Source organism: Curtobacterium sp. MCSS17_006, assembly GCF_003234215.1.
Lineage (GTDB): Bacteria > Actinomycetota > Actinomycetes > Actinomycetales > Microbacteriaceae > Curtobacterium > Curtobacterium flaccumfaciens.
In genome coordinates this window covers 41,879-61,057 of sequence record NZ_QKSO01000016.1, presented here as the reverse complement: position 1 = coordinate 61,057, position 19,179 = coordinate 41,879, and the positions used below count along the sequence as shown (strand labels likewise).

Sequence of the window (19,179 nt, the reverse complement as noted above, 5' to 3'; positions counted from 1 at the left end):
GTACGGTGAGCGCGTGGCTGACGCTCTCGAAGACTTCTACGCGATCATCCCCGCAGGGGGCATCGGATCGCGCCTGTGGCCGTTGTCGCGCGCGGACGCACCCAAGTTCCTGCACGACCTGACGGGATCCGGCACCTCGCTGCTGCGGCAGACCTGGGACCGCCTGGCGCCGCTCGCCGGCGACCAGCGGATCATGGTCGTCACCGGTCGTGCGCACCGGGTCGCGGTGGAGTCGCAGTTGCCAGGCGTCGAGGACCACAACGTGGTGCTCGAAAGTGAACCGAAGGACTCCACGGCGGCCATCGGCCTGGCCGCGGCGATCCTGGTGCGCCGCGAGCCGGACGTCGTCATCGGCTCGTTCGCCGCCGACCACGTCATCGGTGACGCACGTGGTTTCCGCCGCTCGGTGCGCGAGGCCGTCGCCGTCGCCCGCGCCGGCTACGTCACGACCATCGGCATCACGCCGACGGAACCCGCGATCGGCTTCGGCTACATCAACGCCGACACCGCTGGGCTCGACATCGAGGGCGCCCCGACCGCACACGCGGTGAAGTCGTTCGTCGAGAAGCCGGACCTCGACACCGCCCGCTCGTACGTCGAGCAGGGCAACTACCTCTGGAACGCCGGCATGTTCATCGCGCGCGCCGACGTGCTGCTCGCCGAGATCGGCCGGACGAAGCCCGAGCTGCTCGCGGGCATCAACGAACTCGCCGACGCCTGGGACACCTCGGCGCGCGGTGCCGTCGTCGACGCCGTCTGGCCGATGCTCGAGAAGATCGCGATCGACTACACGGTCGCCGAGCCCGCCGCCGCCGCCGGACGCATGGCGGTCGTCCCCGGTGACTTCGACTGGGACGACGTGGGCGACTTCGCCTCGCTCGCCAAGCTGCAGTCCGGCGGCCGGCCGAACAACCTCGCGGTGCTCGGGGACGGCGCCCGCATCCTGGCGGACTCGTCGAGCGGCATCGTGATCTCGCACAGCCAGCGGCTCATCTCACTCATCGGCGTCGAGGACATCGTCGTCGTGGACACCCCGGACGCGCTGCTCGTCACCACCAGTGCGAACGCACAGCGGGTCAAGGGCGTCGTGGATGCCCTGAAGATCAGCGGCCGCGGCGACGTCCTGTAGCGCTCCATCGACAAACCCCTCGAACTGGGGGTGCGCGGGTGGCCCCGCGTTACGGGCGCGTTTCGGCGGGGTCGCGATCCCGTAACCGATCCGCAGGACCCCCGCAACGGGTCCTGTACCGGCCCGACGGTCGTGTACTGTCGCCACGATCGCCCGGAACGCACGTGGTCCGGGCACGCTCCCCGGAGGAACCAACCCGTGACATCTCGTACCCGACAGGTCGTCCTCAGCGGCCTCGCGCTCGCCGGCACCGTCGCCGTCCTGGCCGGCTGCGCCTCGGCGCCGTCCACCACCGACACGGCGAAGAAGACCGACTTCCGCCCCTGCATGGTCTCCGACGCCGGTGGGTTCGACGACAAGTCGTTCAACCAGCTCGGCTACGAGGGCATGAAGGACGCCGCCAAGGAACTCGGTGCCACCTACAAGGAGGCCGAGTCGAAGGACGCCACCGTCTACGACTCGAACATCGAGCAGCTCATCGGCCAGAACTGCAACCTCGTCGTGACCGTCGGCTTCAACCTGGCCGACGCCACGAAGAAGCAGGCCGCTGCGAACCCCGACACCGACTTCGCGATCATCGACGACAACTCGATCGACGCGAAGAACGTCAAGCCGATCACGTTCGACACCTCGCAGGCGGCGTTCCTCGCCGGCTACGCCGCGGCGTCCTACTCGAAGACCGGCGTCGTCGGCACCTTCGGCGGCATGCAGATCCCGACCGTCACCATCTTCATGGACGGCTTCGCGGACGGCGTGAAGTACTACAACGAGCAGAAGGACAAGGACGTCAAGGTCGTCGGCTGGAACGTCGACACCGGCAAGGGCTCCTTCACCGGTGGCTTCGAGGCCGGCACGCAGGCCAAGTCGGTCGCGCAGACGCTCCTCGACCAGGACGCCGACGTGATCCTCCCCGTCGGTGGCCCGATCTACCAGTCCGCTGCCGAGGCCATCAAGGACGCCGACAACGGCTCCGTCCTGATCGGTGCGGACAGCGACCTCTACGAGGCCGACCCCCGCTACAAGGACATCGCCTTCACCTCGGTCGAGAAGGGCATGCGCCCGGCCGTGAAGGACGTCGTCGAGCAGGCGGCTGACGACAAGTTCTCGAAGGACCCGTACGTGGGCACCCTCGAGAACGACGGCGTCGGCATCGCGCCGTTCCACGACTTCGAGTCCAAGGTCGACAAGGGCCTGCAGGGCGAGCTCGACGACGTGAAGGCCGGCATCATCGACGGCTCGATCAAGGTCAAGACCCAGTCCTGACCCGATGAACGCGGGCGGGGGAGCATCCCTCGCCCGCGTTCTCGTGCGCCCGGGTGGCGCACACCACATCGTGCGCCCGGCGGCGCACACCACATCGTGCATCCGCGGGCTGCACGCGACACCGTGCGCCCGCGTGGCGCGCGCGAGACAGAAATAGACTCCCGAACATGAAGCTCGAACTCCGCGGCATCACCAAGCGGTTCGGCGCCCTGGTCGCCAACGACCACATCTCGCTCACCGTCGAGCCGGGTGAGGTCCACTGCCTCCTGGGTGAGAACGGCGCCGGCAAGTCCACCCTGATGAACGTCCTGTACGGCCTGTACGACGCCGACGAGGGCGAGATCCTGCTCGACGACGTGGTGCAGGACTTCGATGGCCCCGGTGACGCCATGCGCGCCGGCATCGGCATGGTGCACCAGCACTTCATGCTCGTGCCCGTGTTCACCGTCGCCGAGAACGTCATGCTGGGGCAGGAGCAGACCACCTTCGGCGGGCGGCTCGACCTGGCCGGTGCCCGCAAGCGCGTGCAGGAGATCTCCGACCGCTTCGGGTTCGACGTCGACCCCGACGCCAAGGTCGAGGACCTGCCCGTCGGCGTGCAGCAGCGCGTCGAGATCATCAAGGCGCTGTCCCGCGACGCCTCCGTGCTGGTGTTCGACGAGCCGACGGCCGTCCTCACCCCGCAGGAGACCGACGAGCTGATGGGCATCATGCGCCAGCTCCGCGAAGCCGGCACCGCGATCGTCTTCATCACCCACAAGCTCCGCGAGGTGCGCGAGGTCGCCGACCGCATCACGGTCATCCGCCTCGGCAAGGTCGTCGGCGAAGCGTCGCCGACCGCCACGAACAACGAGCTGGCCGCGCTGATGGTCGGCCGTGCCGTCTCGCTCGTCGTCGACAAGGCTCCTGCGACCGGTGGCGCCGACGCCCTGGTCGTCGAGAACCTGACCGTGACCGACCCGTCCGGCATCGTGCTCGTCGACGACGTCTCCTTCACGGTGCGCCGCGGCGAGGTCCTGGCGATCGCCGGGGTGCAGGGCAACGGGCAGACCGAGCTCACCGAGGCGATCATCGGCCTCGAGCCCGCCCACGCCGGCCGCATCACCCTCGACGGCAAGGAACTCACCGGGCGGAGCGTCAAGCAGGTGCTCGACGCCGGCGTCGGCTTCGTCCCCGAGGACCGCAAGGAGGACGGCCTGGTCGGCGAGTTCACCATCGCCGAGAACCTGATGCTCGACCGGGCCGACCACGCCGAGTTCGTCCGCGCCGGCACGATCCGCTCGGCCGAGCGCGACGCCTTCGCCGACGAGAAGATCGCCGAGTTCGACATCCGGACGCCGGGTCGCACCACCGCGGCCGGGCGGCTGTCCGGCGGCAACCAGCAGAAGATCGTCCTGGCGCGCGAACTGAGCCGCGAGCTGCGGCTGTTCGTCGCCGCGCAGCCCACCCGCGGCATCGACGTCGGCTCGATCGAGTTCGTCCACAAGCGCATCGTCGCCACCCGCGACACCGGTGTGCCGGTCATCGTCGTCTCCACCGAGCTCGACGAGGTCGTGGCCCTGGCCGACCGGATCGCCGTGATGTACCGCGGCGGCATCGTCGGCATCGTCCCCGCGACCACCCCCCGTGACGTCCTCGGCCTCATGATGGCCGGGGAGATCCCCGAAGGAACGGAGCTGGCCGCATGACCGGTTCGGCCGGCGAGATCCAAGCAACATCCACGACCGGAACGGAGCTGGCCGCGTGACCGCGCAGGAACCAGACAACACGCAGCAGCCGACCCCGGCTGCGCACGGCACCGCGGACGCCCCGCTCACCGACGACCGTCTGCAGGAGGTCGAGTCGACCCCGCACCTGATGACGGACTCGGCAGAGGACACCGAGCGCCGCAACGGCGCCGGTGGTGACCGCTGGCAGGCCGCCCTGCAGGGGATCCTGAACGGCTCCGTGCTCGTCACGGTGCTCGCCGTCGTCCTCGCGCTGGTGGCGTGCGGCATCCTCATCGCGGTGACCGACGAGAACGTCCGTGCGACCGCCGGCTACTTCTTCGCCCGCCCCACCGACATGCTCCAGGCGATCGGCACCGCGGTCGGCGGCGCCTACGCCTCGCTGTTCCAGGGCTCGGTGTTCAACTTCGGCGCGGACTCCTTCCAGCAGGCGATCGGGCCGCTCACGCGCTCCGTCGACTACTCGGTGCCGCTCATCGCCGCCGGACTCGGGATCGCGCTGTCGTTCCGCGCCGGGCTGTTCAACATCGGCGGCCAGGGCCAGATCCTGATGGGGGCCGCGGCCGCCGGGTGGGTCGGGTTCTCGTTCGACGGCCCCGCCGCGATCCACATCCCGCTCACGATCCTCGCCGGCATCGTCGGCGGCGCGGTCTGGGGCGGCATCGTCGGGGTGCTCAAGGCCCGGACGGGTGCGAACGAGGTGGTCGTCACGATCATGCTCAACTACGTCGCGCTCTACCTGGTCAGCTACCTGCTCCGCACCCCGGGCCTGCTGCAGGCCCCGGGCAGCAGCAACCCGATCTCGCCCGCCACGAAGGACAGCGCGCTCCTGCCGCAGCTCTTCGGTGTGCGGTACGGCGTGGACCTCGGGTTCATCGTCGCGATCATCGCGGTCGTCGTCGTCTGGTGGCTCGTCAACAAGTCCTCGCTCGGCTTCCGCTTCCGCACCATCGGTGAGAACCCCCGTGCCGCCCGCGTGGCCGGCATGAGCGTCCCGTCGCTGACCATCTGGGTCATGGTCATCTCCGGTGCCCTGGTCGGCATCGCCGGCGCCTACCAGGTGCAGGGTGCCGTCACCACGGGCTTCACCTCGGGCATCGACGCCGGCATCGGCTTCGACGCCATCACCGTGGCCCTGCTCGGCCGTTCGAAGCCGTGGGGCGTGTTCTGGGCGGCGATCCTGTTCGGCGTCCTGAAGAACGGTGGCTACGCCATGCAGGCCGCCAACGGCATCCCGATCGACATCGTCGGCGTCATCCAGGCACTCATCGTCCTCTTCATCGCGGCGCCGCCGCTCGTCCGCGCGATCTTCCGGATCCCGCAGCCGGGTGCACGCAAGCGCACGAAGACGAGCAAGAACAGCAAGAAGGCGGTCGCCGCATGAGCACCCTCAGCCCCACCGCGGCCGCGCCGCGCATGCCCCTGGACGACCGCCCGGTCGAGACGACCCGCAGCTGGAAGCTCCCGATCGGGTACGGCGTGTTCACGCTGCTCGCGCTCGTGCTGTTCGGCTTCGGACACCGCCCCGGAACCGCGACGCTCCGCCTGGCCTCGAAGGGCGACTTCTTCGCGCTGCCGAACCTCCCGCTGCCGGCGACGGCCACCGGGATCGTCGTCACCGTGCTGCTCGCGCTCGCCACGGTGTACGCGATCGTCGAGACCCGTGCCTCCCGTCGTGTGCCGCTCTGGGTGACCTCCGTGTTCGCGATCGTCTTCGTGGTCGGTTTCCTCGCATGGGCGGTCGCCGGCGACTCGATCACCATCCCCGGCATGCTCTTCGGTGCGCTCGGCCTCGCGGTCCCGCTCGTCTTCGGTGCACTCGGCGGCGTCATCTCCGAGCGGGTCGGCGTGGTGAACATCGCGATCGAGGGTCAGTTCCTCGCCGGTGCGTTCACCTCGGCGCTCATCGCCTCGCTCACCGGGTCGCCCTGGGTCGGCCTCGTCGGTGCCCTCGTCGCGGGTGTGCTCGTGTCGTTCGTCCTCGCGGCGTTCAGCATTAAGTACCTGGTCGACCAGGTCATCGTCGGTGTCGTCATCAACGCCTTCATCTCGGGCCTGACCGGCTTCCTGTACTCGCAGGTGCTGTCCCCGAACCAGCAGACGCTCAACATCGGCATCCGGTTCCCGAAGTTCGAGGTCCCGGTGCTCCACCAGATCCCGATCATCGGACCGATCTTCTTCGAGCAGTCGGTCGTCGTCTACCTGGCCTACGTCGCCGTCGCGGTCGTCACCTTCGGCCTGTTCAAGACCCGTTGGGGTCTGCGACTCCGCGCCGTCGGCGAGCACCCGCAGGCCGCCGACACGGTGGGCATCAACGTCACGAGCACCCGGTTCTGGAACGTCTCGCTCGCCGGTGCGATCGCGGGCCTCGGCGGTGCGTACTTCACGCTCGACGCCACCGGCGGGTTCACGAAGGACATGACCGCGGGCGCGGGCTACATCGCCCTGGCCGCCGTGATCTTCGGCCGCTGGGATCCGATCAAGGCCACGCTCGCCGCCCTGCTGTTCGGCTTCGCGTCGAACCTGCAGAACACGCTCAGCGCGGTCGGCTCGCCCGTGCCGAGCGAGTTCCTGCTGATGCTGCCGTACGTGGTGACGATCTTCGCCGTGGCAGGCCTGGTCGGGCAGTCGCGCGGCCCCGCCGCGTCCGGCAAGCCCTACATCAAGAGCTGACGGCCTGGAGGCACGACACATGACCGACACGCAGCAACCAGGTGACCAGGCGGTCACCGCCACCGACCCGACGGACGCCGCCACGGGCCTCCCGGTCGACGACGTGGACTGGGGCGTCCTGCGGGACGCTGCCACGGCCGCGATGCGGCGCGCCTACGCGCCGTACTCGTCGTTCCCGGTGGGCGCCGCGGCGCTCACCGACGACGGCCGGATCGTCTCCGGCTGCAACATCGAGAACGCGAGCTACGGGGTGACGCTCTGCGCGGAGTGCTCCCTCGTGTCGCAGCTGCACATGACCGGTGGCGGCAAGCTCGTCGCGTTCACGTGCGTCGACGGCGACGGGGCGACCCTGATGCCGTGCGGCCGTTGCCGGCAGCTGCTGTTCGAGCACTCGACCGAGGGCATGCTCCTCGAGACGCTCTCCGGCATCCGCACCATCGACGAGGTCCTGCCCGACGCCTTCGGGCCGCGGACCCTCGCCACCTACCAGCAGGAGCACTGATCCACATGGCCGTCGAGCCGTTCGACACCGTCGACCTCATCCGTACGAAGCGCTCCGGCGGGGCCCTCGGCACCGCCGAGGTGGACTGGCTCGTCGACGCGTACACCCGCGGCTACGTCGAGGACCCGCAGATGGCCGCGATGGCGATGGCGATCTTCCTGAACGGGATGGAGCGGCGCGAGATCAAGGACCTCACGCTCGCGATGATCGCGTCGGGGGAGCGGATGTCGTTCTCGTCGCTCGGCAAGACGACCGTGGACAAGCACTCCACCGGTGGCGTCGGCGACAAGATCACGCTGCCGCTCGCACCCCTGGTGGCGTCGTTCGGCGTCGCCGTGCCGCAGCTGTCCGGCCGCGGACTCGGGCACACCGGCGGCACGCTCGACAAGCTCGAGTCGATCCCCGGGTGGCAGGCGTCCATCTCGAACGACCGCATGATGCAGGTGCTGCAGGACGTCGGCGCGGTCATCTGCGCCGCCGGGTCCGGCCTGGCACCCGCGGACAAGAAGCTCTACGCGCTCCGCGACATCACCGGCACGGTCGAGTGCATCCCGCTCATCGCGTCGAGCATCATGTCGAAGAAGATCGCCGAGGGCACCGGGGCGCTCGTGCTCGACGTCAAGTTCGGGTCCGGCGCGTTCATGCCGACGTACGAGGCGTCCCGGGAGCTCGCGCAGACCATGGTCGACCTCGGCAACGACGCCGGGGTCGCGACCTCGGCGCTGCTGACCGACATGGAGGTCCCGCTCGGGCTGACGATCGGCAACGCGCTCGAGGTGCGGGAGTCGGTCGAGGTGCTCGCCGGCGGCGGCCCCGCTGACGTCGTCGAGTTGACGGTTGCGCTCGCGACCGAGATGCTCACGCTGGCCGGACTGCCCGACGCCGACCCGGCCGCGGCGCTCGCGGACGGCCGCGCCATGGACACCTGGCGTCGGATGATCGAGGCGCAGGGCGGGGACCCGTCCGCCGCGCTGCCCGTCGCCCGCGAACAGCACGTCGTCACCGCGCCGACGTCGGGGGTCCTCACGCAGCAGGACGCGCTGCCGTTCGGCGTCTCGGCCTGGCGGCTCGGGGCCGGTCGTGCCCGCGCGCAGGACCCGGTGCAGGCCGGTGCGGGCATCGAGCTCCACGTCAAGCCGGGGGACACCGTGACCGAGGGCCAGCCGCTCTGGACGCTGCACTCGGACGACGCGTCGCGGATCCCGCGCGCGCTGGAGTCGCTCGAGGGTGCGTGGACCATCGGCCCGGCGGGTTCCGCTGCCGCGGCACGCGGGCCGATCGTGCGCGAGCGCATCGGGTCCTGAACCCGGCCACCCGACCGAGCGGAGGCTTCCTGCACACCTGTGGGGAGCCTCCAGTGTCTTCCGTCGTGGGTTGTGCACAGGTGCCTGCGCGGCGGCGGTGACCACCGATAGCCTGGGGACATGAGCGCCGACGCCCCGACCTACCGCCTGCCCGACGCCGGGGCGGTCATCAACGACCTGCCGAAGGTCTCGCTGCACGATCACCTCGACGGCGGCCTGCGTCCCGCGACCATCATCGAGCTCGCGGCCTCGGCGCGTGTGTCGCTCCCCACCACCGACCCGGCCGAGCTCGGGCAGTGGTTCGCCGACCAGTCGAACTCCGGCTCCCTGGTCGAGTACCTGAAGACGTTCGACGTCACCACGTCGGTGATGCAGACCGCACCGCAGCTCACCCGGATCGCCCGCGAGTTCGTCGAGGACCTGGTCGCCGACGGCGTCGTCTACGGCGAGGTCCGCTGGGCGCCGGAGCAGCACCTGCAGGGCGGACTGACCCTCGACCAGACGGTGGAGGCCGTGCAGGCCGGCATAGAGGAAGCCGTCGACGCCGCCGGTGGGCGCATCCGCGTCGGCCAGCTCGTCACCGCGATGCGGCACGCCGACCGGTCGCTCGAGATCGCCGAACTCGCCGTCCGCCACCGTGACGCCGGGGTCGTCGGCTTCGACATCGCCGGTGCCGAAGCCGGGTTCCCCGCCTCGAACCACCGCGCCGCCTTCGACTACCTGGCCTCCGAGCTGTTCCCCGTCACCGTGCACGCGGGCGAGGCCGACGGGCTCGCCTCCATCCGGTCCGCCCTCGTCGACGGCCGGGCGCTCCGCCTCGGACACGGCGTCCGCATCTTCGAGGACGTCGCCCTGTCCGACGCCGGGGACGGCTCGACGCTGGCCTCCCTGGGCGAGGTGGCCTCGTGGGTCCGTGACCGCGAGATCCCGCTCGAGGTCTCGCCGTCGTCCAACCTGCAGACCGGGGCGATCGCCGCGTGGGGCGACGACCTCGCCGACCACCCGTTCGACGTGCTCTACCAGCTCGGCTTCCGCGTCACGGTGAACACCGACAACCGCCTGATGAGCGGGACCTCGCTGTCGAAGGAGCTCGCGCTGCTCGCCGGCACGTTCGGGTACGACCTCGACGACCTGGCGGCGTTCCAGATCAACGCCGCGCTCGGGTCGTTCCTGCCGCTCGAGGACCGCGAGGAGATCATCGCCACCATCACGGCCGGGTACCAGGAGGCCTGACGCATGGGACTGCCACCGCTGCCGGACACCGCCGTCCTCCTCGGTGCGGACGCGCCCGCGTGGCGTGACGCGATGCGCCTGGTCGGCGGTGCGCTCGTCGCTTCGGGCGCCACCACCGACGAGTACACCGACGCCATGATCGGCATGGTCGAGGAGCACGGGCCGTACATCGTCATCTCGCCGGGGCTCGCGTTCGCGCACGCCCGGCCGGGTGGTGCCGTCGTGCGGGACGGACTCGCGATCGTGACGCTCGCGACGCCGGTGGCGTTCGGCCACCCGCACAACGACCCCGTCCGCGTGGTGCTCGGGCTCGCGGTGGCCGAGGTCGGCACCCACCTGGAGTCGATCGGCGAGATCGCGAACCTGTTCAACGACGCCACCGTGACCGGACGGATCGCGGCGGCGACCACCGCGGACGAGGTCCGCGCGATCATGGGGGTCTCCGCGTGAAGATCGTGACCATCTGCGGCGCCGGCATCGGGTCGAGCGGCATCCTCAAGGTGAACGCCGAGAAGGCGCTCGACGCCCTCGGGCTGTCGGCGTCCGTCGTCGCGGCGGACGTCGCGTCCGTGCGGGACGTCTCCGACGACGCCAACGTGATCCTGACGAGTCAGGAGTTCGTCGAGGCGATCGGCGACACCTACGCCGAGGTCATCGTCATCGCGAACCACTTCGACCAGGGCGAGATCACGGCGGCGGTGGACCGGGCGCTCGGCGAGCACTGAGGCGGGTGCGGTGGCGGCCGCTGCGGCGGCGCTGCGGCGGGCGCTGCGGCGGGCGTCCGCCCTTTAGAGTTGGGGCATGAGCACCGAGAACCCGCTGAACGACCCCGCTGCCGACCCGTTCGAGGTCGCGCGGGCCGCCGCCGCCGCCATCGCCGAACAGTCCGGCATCGAGCGGCACGACATCGCCCTGACCCTCGGGTCGGGCTGGGGCAAGGCCGCCGACATCATCGGTGAGACCGTCTCCGAGATCCCGGCCGAACAGGTCCCCGGGTTCAGCGCCTCTGCCGTCCCCGGACACTCCGGCACGATCCGGTCGATCCGCCTCGCCGACGGCCGCCACGCGCTCGTCATCGGTGCCCGCACCCACTACTACGAGGGCCACGGGGTCCGTCGGGTCGTGCACAGCGTCCGCACCGCGGCGGCGACCGGTGCCTCGATCATGGTGCTGACCAACGGTGCCGGCGGCATCAAGGAGCACTGGACCCCGGGCACCCCGGTGCTCATCAGCGACCACATCAACCTGACCGCGGACAGCCCGCTCGAGGGCGCGACGTTCATCGACCTGACCGACCTGTACTCGGCGCGGCTGCGTGAGCTGGCCCGGACGGTCGACCCGTCGCTCGACGAGGGCGTGTACACGCAGTTCCGCGGCCCGCACTACGAGACCCCGGCCGAGGTCCAGATGGCGAAGACCATCGGCGGACACATCGTCGGCATGTCGACCGCGCTCGAGGCCATCGCGGCCCGTCAGGCCGGCATGGAGGTCCTCGGGTTCTCGCTCATCACGAACCTCGCCGCGGGCATCCAGAAGACCCCGCTGTCGCACACCGAGGTGCTCGAGGCCGGCAAGCAGGCCGAGCCGGTGATCGCCGACCTGCTCGCACGCGTGGTCGCCGCACTCGGGCAGCCGGCATCGTGAAGCTCGACCTCGACCAGGTGCTCGGCACCGCGCGGGCGTGGCTGGCGCAGGACCCCGACCCGGAGACCCGCGACGAGCTGGCCGCGGCGATCGACGCGGCGGCCGACGGTGACGGTCCCGCTGCCCGGGCGCTCGCCGAGCGCTTCGACGGCCGGCTGCAGTTCGGCACCGCCGGACTCCGCGCGGAGCTCGGCTGGGGCCCGCTGCGGATGAACCGGGTCGTCGTGACCCAGGCCGCTGCGGGGCTCGCACGGTTCCTCATCGACACCGGGCGCTCGCGCAGCGTCGTGATCGGTTACGACGGCCGGGTGAACTCGGACGTCTTCGCACGTGACTCGGCCGAGGTCATGCGCGGCCTCGGGCTCGAGGTCACCCTGCTGCCCTCGGCCCTGCCGACGCCGGTGCTCGCGTTCGCCGTCCGGCACCTGGACGTCGGTGCCGGCGTCATGGTCACCGCGAGCCACAACCCGCCGCGGGACAACGGGTACAAGGTCTACCTCGGTCAGGACGACGACGGCTCGCAGATCGTGCCGCCCGTCGACGGTGAGATCGCGGACGCCATCGACGCCGTCGCCGCAGGTTCCGTCACGGACCTGCCGCGCGGCACGGACTACACCGTCGCGACGTCGGCCCTCGTCGACGCCTACGTGGCCGCCACGGCCGCGATCGTGCCCGCTCCGGCACTCGGGGTCGAGGAGCAGCCGAAGGTCGTCTACACGGCCATGCACGGCGTCGGGTGGGAGACCGCTCGCGCGGTGTTCGTCGCCGCCGGGTTCGCGTCACCGACCGTGGTGCCGGAGCAGATCGAGCCAGACGGTGCATTCCCGACGGTCTCCTTCCCGAACCCGGAAGAGCCCGGCGCGATGGACCTGGCGATCGCCCGTGGTCTCGCCGTCGGCGCCGACCTGGTGATCGCGAACGACCCCGACGCCGACCGGCTCGCACTCGCGATCCCGACGGCCTCGGACGCCGGTGCGCCGTCCTACCGCCGGCTCTCGGGCAACGAGGTCGGCTGGCTGCTCGGGTGGCGGGCCGCAGCACGGGCGTCGGAGTCCGGCGCGACCGGCACCCTCGCCGCGTCGATCGTCTCGTCGCCGGCGTTGGCCCGGGTGGCCGCGCGCCACGGGCTGGAGTACCGCGACACCCTGACCGGCTTCAAGTGGGTCTCGCGGGTGCCCGAGCTGCTGTTCGGCTACGAAGAGGCCCTGGGTTACCTGGTCGACCCGTCGGTCGTGCGCGACAAGGACGGCATCTCGGCTGCGCTCGAACTGCTGTCCCTCGCCGACGAGCTCGCGGCGTCCGGCTCGACCATCGCCGACCACCTCGAGGTCTTCGCCGCCGAGTTCGGCGCGTTCGCCTCGGGGCAGGTCGCGACCCGCGTCGACGACCTGTCGCGCATCGGCGAGATCATGGCGTCGCTCCGGTCCACGCCACCGACGACGCTCGGCGGGCTCGACGTGCACACGGTGACGGACTACGCCGACGGGGTGGCGGGTTTCCCGCCCTCGGACATCCTGCGCTACGACCTGTCCGGCGACGCCCGGGTGATCGTCCGCCCGAGCGGGACCGAGCCCAAGGTGAAGGTCTACATCGACACCGTCGCGGACACCCCCGCCGAGGCCCAGCGCCTGGTCGACGCCCTCGCCGAGTCGGTGCGCCCCTTGGTGTCGTAGGGCGCGGTCGGCAAAACACCGGTGTTCGCGCTCTGAACACCCGCACAACGCGGTGCAGAGCGTGAACACCGGTGTTTTGCTGTTCCTCCACAGGGGGTAGGGGAGCGAGGGCTCCTCACAAGGAGCGTGTTGCCGTGGTGTGGGCCGCGCGGGAGCCGTGACCGTTGGGCCATGGCTCACATCACGGTGTTCGGCGCGGCTCCGGGCGATCCCGATCCGAGAGCGCACCGACGGCTCGCGGATGCCGCTCGCCGCGGGACCCTCATCCGCCTGACGGCGGGTCGGTACGTCGAACGTGGCGCGTTCGAAGCAGCGAGCGCAGCGGAGCGCCATCGAGCACGGGTCGAAGCAGTCGCGCCGAACATCCACACCGCCCTCGTGATCTCCCACGAGTCGGCTGTGGCGATGCTCGGACTCCCGTGGCTCGGGGAGTTCCCCGAGCACGTCGTCGCCACCGATCCGCGTCGAGCCACCGGGCAACGTCGCGCACACCTGCAGAAGGTCGGAGGGGCGGGTCGCACCATCGCCTGTGCGAGCGTCGGCGGCCTGCCCGTCACGACCCTCGTGGTCACCGGGGTCGACGTCGCGCTCCGAGCATCGTTCCGCACGGCGGTGGTCGTGTTGGACGCGGTGCTGGCCCGAGGAGTGTCGCAGGACGCGCTGCTCGCCGAACTGCGCAGCCGGGAGCCGCGTCCGCGCGCGTCCACCCGCGCGCGACGGGCGATCGAGTTCGCGGACGCGGCTGCTGACTCGCCGGGTGAGTCAGTGGCGCGGCTGTGCTGGGCAGAAGCGGGGTTCCCGGCGCCGGTGCTGCAGCAGGAGTTCCGTGATGCGGCAGGCCTGATCGGCCGGGTGGACTTCTGGTTCGAGGACGCCGGCGTCGTGGTGGAGTTCGACGGGCTGGTCAAGTACCGCGACCGGACGACGCGCGCTGGTCGCTCGCCCGAGCGCGTCGTCATCGACGAGAAGCTCCGGGAGGACCGGCTCCGTGCCCACCGCCACGTCCGGAGGGTCGTCCGCGTCACGTGGCCGGACGTGCAGCCGGGCGGCAACGGCCCCGTAGCACTCGAGGGTGCCGGAGTGCGCCGTGTTCGATGAAGCAAAACACCGGTGTTCACGAGTCGAACCGCGACGTGCGCGTGTTCAACCGGCGAACACCGGTGTCTTGCGAGACGGAACCTCCGCGCTACGCGAGCTCGAGCAGCACGTGACCGGACGAGACGGTCTGGCCGACCGGGGCGTTCAGCCCGGTGACGACGCCGTCCTTGTGGGCCTGCACGGGCTGCTCCATCTTCATGGCCTCGAGCACGACGAGCAGGTCGCCCTTCACCACGGTGTCGCCCTCGGCGACCGCGAGCTTCACCACGGTGGCCTGCATCGGCGACGCGACGGACGACCCGGACTTCGCCAGACCCCCGCGGACGGCCGACGAGCGGCGCTTCGGGGGAGCGGTGGGGCCGGCCGGACGACGACCGGCGACACCCCCGGCAGCACCGCCACCGACGATCGACGGCATGGTGACCTCGATGCGCTTGCCCTGCACCTCGACCACGACGCTGTCGCGCGCAGCCGGGGCCGGCAGTTCCTCGGGGGAGCCGCTCCACGCCGGGATGTCGTTCACGAAGTCGGTCTCGATCCACTGCGTGTAGATGCTGAACGGCGAGGAGTCGTCCGTCGCGAACGCCGGGTCGGACACCACGGCACGGTGGAAGGGGAGCACGGTCGGCAGGCCGGTGACCTCGAACTCGGCGAGTGCACGACGCGAACGCTCCAGCGCCTCGGCACGGGTGGCACCGGTGACGATCAGCTTCGCGAGCATCGAGTCGAACGAGCCGGACACGACGTCGCCGGAGACGACACCCGAGTCGACACGGACGCCGGGGCCGGACGGCGCGTTGAACGCGTGCACGGGGCCGGGCGCGGGGAAGAAGTTGCGACCCGGGTCCTCGCCGTTGATGCGGAACTCGAACGAGTGTCCCCGCGGCGTGGGGTCCGAGTAGTCGAGCACGCCACCCTCGGCGATGCGGAACTGCTCGCGCACCAGGTCGATGCCGGTGACCTCTTCGGACACGCAGTGCTCGACCTGCAGGCGTGTGTTCACCTCGAGGAACGACACGGTGCCGTCGGCGCCGATGAGGAACTCGCAGGTGCCGGCGCCGACGTAGCCGACCTCACGCAGGATCGCCTTGGACGACTCGTACAGTGCGGTCTGCTGCTCGGGCGTCAGGTAGGGCGCCGGGGCTTCCTCGACGAGCTTCTGGTGGCGACGCTGCAGCGAGCAGTCGCGGGTGGAGACCACGACGACGTTGCCGTGCTCGTCCGCCAGGCACTGGGTCTCGACGTGGCGCGGCTTGTCCAGGTACTTCTCGACGAAGCACTCGCCCCGACCGAACGCGGCGATCGCCTCACGGGTGGCGGACTCGAAGAGCTCCTCGACCGAGGCACGGTCGCGGACGACCTTCAGACCACGACCGCCACCGCCGAACGCAGCCTTGATCGCGACGGGCAGGCCGACCTGGTCGACGAAGTCGAAGACCTCAGAGACGTCCTGGACGGGTTCGATGGTGCCGGGGGCGAGCGGTGCGCCGACCTTCTCGGCGACGTGGCGCGCGGAGACCTTGTCGCCGAGGCGCTCGATCGACTCCGGCGACGGGCCGATCCAGACGAGCCCGGCATCGATGACAGCGCGGGCGAAGTCGGCGTTCTCGGCGAGGAACCCGTAGCCGGGGTGCACGGCGTCTGCGCCGGAGCGGCGGGCGACCGAGATGATCTTGTCGATGACGAGGTACGTGTCGGCGCTCGTGGTGCCGTTCAGCGCGTAGGCCTCGTCGGCGAGGCGGGCGTGCAGGGCATCGCGGTCCTGGTCGGCGTAGACCGCGACCGATGCCTTGCCCGCGTCGCGGGCCGCGCGGATGATGCGGACGGCGATCTCGCCGCGGTTCGCGATGAGGACCTTGCTGATACGGGGCATGACACAGCAGCGTATTCGTGCGGCGGGAGTGCGTTTTGACTGGCACCCACAAAGAACCACCCGGAACAGGTGTGGATGTCTACAGTGCGCCGCGTCTAATGAGCCCACAGATCGTGCCAGGCGATGCCGAAGCCCCGGAGGAGCATCGACCGCAGCATCGGCAGCGACATCCCGATCACGGCGGACGGAGCTCCGTCGATCCGCGTGATGTACGCCGCTGCCCGACCGTCGATGGTGAAGGCACCCGCTACCTCGAGCGGCTCGCCCGTCGCGACGTACGCGTCGATCTCGTCGACGGACACGTCGTCGGCGAAGGTCAGCACCGCGCTGTCGACCGCGACCACGCGGTCGCCGTCGGCGGCCAGCGCCGACCCGCCGGGCGCGACGGCACCCAGCTGCGGGACGCCGGCGGTGGACGTGACCAGGGACCGGACGGGAGGCACGGTGCGGGCCGGCGCCGCGCCTCCAGGCCGTCCCGTGGCCGGTTCCAGGTCCCGGCGCCGGTCGTCGCGGCGTCGATCGATCACACAGTGTCCGCTCCACAGTGTCCCGCCGCCGGCGGCGAGCATCTGCCGCCAGCGCTCCCGGGTGACCGCCGGGTCGTGCGGCTTGCCGTACAGCTGCCCGTCGACCTCGAACGCGGAGTCGCCGCCGAACACCACCCCGTCGACCGGCGACCCGGCGACCGCGGAGTCGGCGACTGCGGACGCCTTCGCGACGGCGAGGAGCGAGACGAGCTCCGACCCGGTCAGGGCACGGCCGAGCGATGCCGCGGCGGCGGTACCGACGGCGTCCTCGTCGACCCCGGGGGACACGAGCACGGGTTCGATCCCGGACTGGGCGAGGAGTGCTCGGCGGGCGGGGGATGTACTCGCGAGGTACAGACGCATGGGACCATCTCACCATGGGTGAATCCGTCGGCACGCTGCTCGAACTCGACGTCACCGGGATCGCCCACGGCGGCATCTCGGTGGCACGGCACGAAGGACGGGTGGTCTTCGTCTCGGACGCGATCCCCGGGGAGCGCGTCGTCGCCCGGGTGACCGAGGACCGCAAGAAGTCGTTCTGGCGCGCCGACACGGTCAGCGTCATCACGCCGAGCGAGCACCGCGTCGACCACGTCTGGCCCGAGGCCGCGCTCGAGCGTGACCCCGAGACGCGCCCGGGTGGTGCCGAGTTCGGGCACATCGCCCTCGCACACCAGCGCACGCTCAAGCACGACGTCCTCGTCGACTCGTTCGCGCGGTTCGCACGGATGGACCTCGCCGAGGTGCTCGGCCACGACGTCGTCGTCGAGGCCGCGCCCGGCGACGACGCGGCGAACGGCCTCGGCTGGCGCACGCGCGTCCGGCTGCACGTCGACGAGCAGGGCACCGCCGGCCCGTTCGCGGCCCGCTCCCACTCCGTCATCCCGGTGACCGGCCTGCCGCTCGCGACCGCCGTCGTGCAGCAGAGCGCCCCGCTCGGCCGTGGTGCGCTGCCGGGGTCCTCGGTCATCGACGTCCTCGCACCGAGCGGCTCCGAGGGCGCGCGGCTCGTCATCGACGACCAGAAGCCCACCGTGGTGACCGAGGTCGTGGGGGAGCGCACGTTCCAGGTCGACGACAACGGGTTCTGGCAGGTGCACCGTGCCGCGGCGACCGTGCTCACCGAGGCCGTGCAGGACCTGGTCGACCGCGACCGACTCGACCCCGAGGGCACCCACCTGGACCTGTACGGCGGTGTCGGCCTGCTCGCCGCCGCCCTCGGTGACCTGGTCGGCCCGAAGGCACGCATCACGAGCGTCGAGAGCGCCGCCCGTGCCACCGAGCACGCGCAGGAGAACCTGTCGGAGTGGCTCGGCGCCCGCGCCGAGACCGGCCGCGTCGACCGCTGGCTGACGAACACCGTGGCGAACGCCTCGCGCGCCGAGAAGGACCGCTTCCGCGCCGGCACGATCGTGCTCGACCCGCCCCGCGCCGGTGCCGGTCGTGACGTGGTCGTGCAGATCGCCGCGCTCCAGCCGGAGCAGGTCGTCTACGTGGCGTGCGACCCGGTGGCGCTGGCCCGCGACGTCGCGACGTTCGCCGACCTCGGCTACCGACTCGAAGCACTGCGGGCCTTCGACCTGTTCCCGCACACCCACCACCTGGAAGCCGTCGCACGCCTGGTCCCCACGCGCTGAGGTCCGGCGGTCGCTCGACCGCGGGTCCTTGCGTGTCGGGGTGTCCACCAATCGGCGGACCGGCCAGCGTGGCGCAGCGGAGAAGCCCCGCACCTGAGTCCGGGCTGGGTATCCTGGGTCGTTGATGGCACTCCGGTTTCAGGGGCCGGCGTCGCGCATCGGAACGAGAGGCCACTGTGGCAGCAGGAACGACAACCACCAGCACCGAGACGTCAGGGGCGGCCACCAGGCCGGTCCGGGTCGCGATCGTCGACGACCACGAGTCCGTCCGACTCGGGATCCAGGCGGCGTGCCAGAACGAGGGGTTCGAGGTGGTGCTCACCGCCGCCAGCGTCCCCGAGTACGTCCAGAACCTCGACGGGCGAGAGGTCGACGTCGTCGTCCTCGACCTGTCCCTCGGTGACGGTTCGACCGTGACCGAGAACGTCAAGGGCGTGCAGGGGACGGGATCGGCGGTGCTCGTGCACTCGATCGCGGACCGTGTCGCCAACGTGCGTGAGGCGCTCGCAGCAGGGGCTGCCGGCGTCATCCCGAAGTCCTCGGCCACCAAGACGGTGATGGCCGCGGTCGCCACCGTCGCACGCGGTGACGTGCTCAACAACCTCGAGTGGGCGAGCGCCATCGACGCCGACCGCGACTTCGCGAAGGCGCAGCTCGGCCGCCGCGAGCGCGAGATCCTGCACCTCTACGCCTCGGGACTCCCGCTCAAGCTCGCCGCCCAGCAGCTCGGCATCGGGTACTCGACGGCCCGTGAGTACCTCGACCGGATCCGTGTGAAGTACGTCGAGGTCGGTCGCCCGGCCCCGACGAAGGTCGACCTGCTGCGTCGAGCCGTCGAGGACGGGATCCTCCCCGGGCTCGACTCGGGCATCGACCCCGACGGCGACGGTCGCTGA

17 protein-coding genes are annotated in these 19,179 nt (G+C 70.9%); 15 read left to right on the top strand and 2 right to left on the bottom strand.

Translation table 11 applies throughout. The features are described from left to right. The first annotated feature begins 13 nt into the window (after positions 1-13). The 13 genes from DEJ21_RS14825 to DEJ21_RS14765 all read left to right on the top strand — a co-directional run bounded on the left by DEJ21_RS14825 (position 14) and on the right by DEJ21_RS14765 (position 14,246). Positions 14-1,129: a mannose-1-phosphate guanylyltransferase gene (locus tag DEJ21_RS14825; RefSeq protein ID WP_027466449.1), complete on the top strand. Its 1,116-nt coding sequence runs from the start codon at positions 14-16 to the stop codon at positions 1,127-1,129. Between the two features lie 198 nt (positions 1,130-1,327). Next, positions 1,328-2,392 carry a BMP family protein gene (locus tag DEJ21_RS14820; RefSeq protein ID WP_111022309.1) on the top strand — a complete coding sequence of 355 codons (1,065 nt, stop codon included), beginning with the start codon at positions 1,328-1,330 and terminating at the stop codon, positions 2,390-2,392. A gap of 167 nt (positions 2,393-2,559) precedes the next feature. Beyond that, the gene (locus DEJ21_RS14815; protein WP_071406403.1) at positions 2,560-4,080 is read left to right on the top strand and encodes an ABC transporter ATP-binding protein; all 1,521 of its coding nucleotides are present in this window, start codon (positions 2,560-2,562) and stop codon (positions 4,078-4,080) included. 55 nt (positions 4,081-4,135) lie between these two features. Further along, entirely contained in the window at positions 4,136-5,503 is a 1,368-nt protein-coding gene (locus tag DEJ21_RS14810) for an ABC transporter permease (protein ID WP_181435919.1), read from the top strand. After that, on the top strand, positions 5,500-6,792 hold the full coding sequence (locus tag DEJ21_RS14805; RefSeq protein ID WP_084741425.1) for an ABC transporter permease: 1,293 nt from the start codon (positions 5,500-5,502) through the stop codon (positions 6,790-6,792). The genes DEJ21_RS14810 and DEJ21_RS14805 overlap by 4 nt, the downstream gene beginning before the upstream one ends. A 19-nt stretch (positions 6,793-6,811) precedes the next feature. Continuing rightward, positions 6,812-7,294 (top strand): cytidine deaminase, encoded by a 483-nt coding sequence (locus tag DEJ21_RS14800; protein ID WP_071244268.1) that lies wholly within the window; start codon positions 6,812-6,814, stop codon positions 7,292-7,294. A 5-nt stretch (positions 7,295-7,299) separates the two neighbouring features. Next, positions 7,300-8,598 (top strand): thymidine phosphorylase, encoded by a 1,299-nt coding sequence (locus DEJ21_RS14795; protein ID WP_111225105.1) that lies wholly within the window; start codon positions 7,300-7,302, stop codon positions 8,596-8,598. A 120-nt stretch (positions 8,599-8,718) separates the two neighbouring features. Continuing rightward, a complete protein-coding gene (locus tag DEJ21_RS14790) occupies positions 8,719-9,831 on the top strand; it encodes an adenosine deaminase (protein ID WP_111225104.1) in 1,113 nt (370 codons plus the stop codon). Positions 9,832-9,834: 3 nt separating this feature from the next. Further along, a complete protein-coding gene (locus DEJ21_RS14785; RefSeq protein WP_111029446.1) occupies positions 9,835-10,281 on the top strand; it encodes a PTS sugar transporter subunit IIA in 447 nt (148 codons plus the stop codon). Further along, entirely contained in the window at positions 10,278-10,556 is a 279-nt protein-coding gene (locus tag DEJ21_RS14780; protein ID WP_027466460.1) for a PTS sugar transporter subunit IIB, read from the top strand. Before DEJ21_RS14785 ends, DEJ21_RS14780 begins: the two co-directional genes overlap by 4 nt. A gap of 76 nt (positions 10,557-10,632) precedes the next feature. Beyond that, positions 10,633-11,475, top strand: coding sequence for a purine-nucleoside phosphorylase (locus DEJ21_RS14775; protein WP_071244261.1), 843 nt, complete (start codon positions 10,633-10,635; stop codon positions 11,473-11,475). Then, positions 11,472-13,148 (top strand): phospho-sugar mutase, encoded by a 1,677-nt coding sequence (locus tag DEJ21_RS14770; protein ID WP_111225103.1) that lies wholly within the window; start codon positions 11,472-11,474, stop codon positions 13,146-13,148. The genes DEJ21_RS14775 and DEJ21_RS14770 overlap by 4 nt, the downstream gene beginning before the upstream one ends. A 171-nt stretch (positions 13,149-13,319) precedes the next feature. Further along, positions 13,320-14,246, top strand: a complete 927-nt coding sequence (locus DEJ21_RS14765; RefSeq protein ID WP_111225102.1) for a hypothetical protein — start codon at positions 13,320-13,322, stop codon at positions 14,244-14,246. Between the two features lie 88 nt (positions 14,247-14,334). Here DEJ21_RS14765 and DEJ21_RS14760 read toward each other — a convergent pair whose 3' ends face one another. Together DEJ21_RS14760 and DEJ21_RS14755 are read right to left on the bottom strand one after the other, a co-directional pair. Next, positions 14,335-16,119, bottom strand: a complete 1,785-nt coding sequence (locus DEJ21_RS14760; protein ID WP_111225101.1) for a biotin carboxylase N-terminal domain-containing protein — start codon at positions 16,117-16,119, stop codon at positions 14,335-14,337. Between the two features lie 95 nt (positions 16,120-16,214). Then, positions 16,215-17,009, bottom strand: a complete 795-nt coding sequence (locus DEJ21_RS14755; RefSeq protein ID WP_111225100.1) for a nucleoside triphosphate pyrophosphatase — start codon at positions 17,007-17,009, stop codon at positions 16,215-16,217. Positions 17,010-17,023: 14 nt separating this feature from the next. On the opposite strand from DEJ21_RS14755, the gene DEJ21_RS14750 reads away from it, so the two are divergent. Both DEJ21_RS14750 and DEJ21_RS14745 read left to right on the top strand, forming a co-directional pair. Further along, positions 17,024-18,283 carry a class I SAM-dependent RNA methyltransferase gene (locus DEJ21_RS14750; RefSeq protein WP_111038027.1) on the top strand — a complete coding sequence of 420 codons (1,260 nt, stop codon included), beginning with the start codon at positions 17,024-17,026 and terminating at the stop codon, positions 18,281-18,283. 176 nt (positions 18,284-18,459) lie between these two features. Further along, complete coding sequence (locus tag DEJ21_RS14745) at positions 18,460-19,179, top strand: response regulator transcription factor (protein WP_017888757.1); 720 nt, start codon at positions 18,460-18,462, stop codon at positions 19,177-19,179.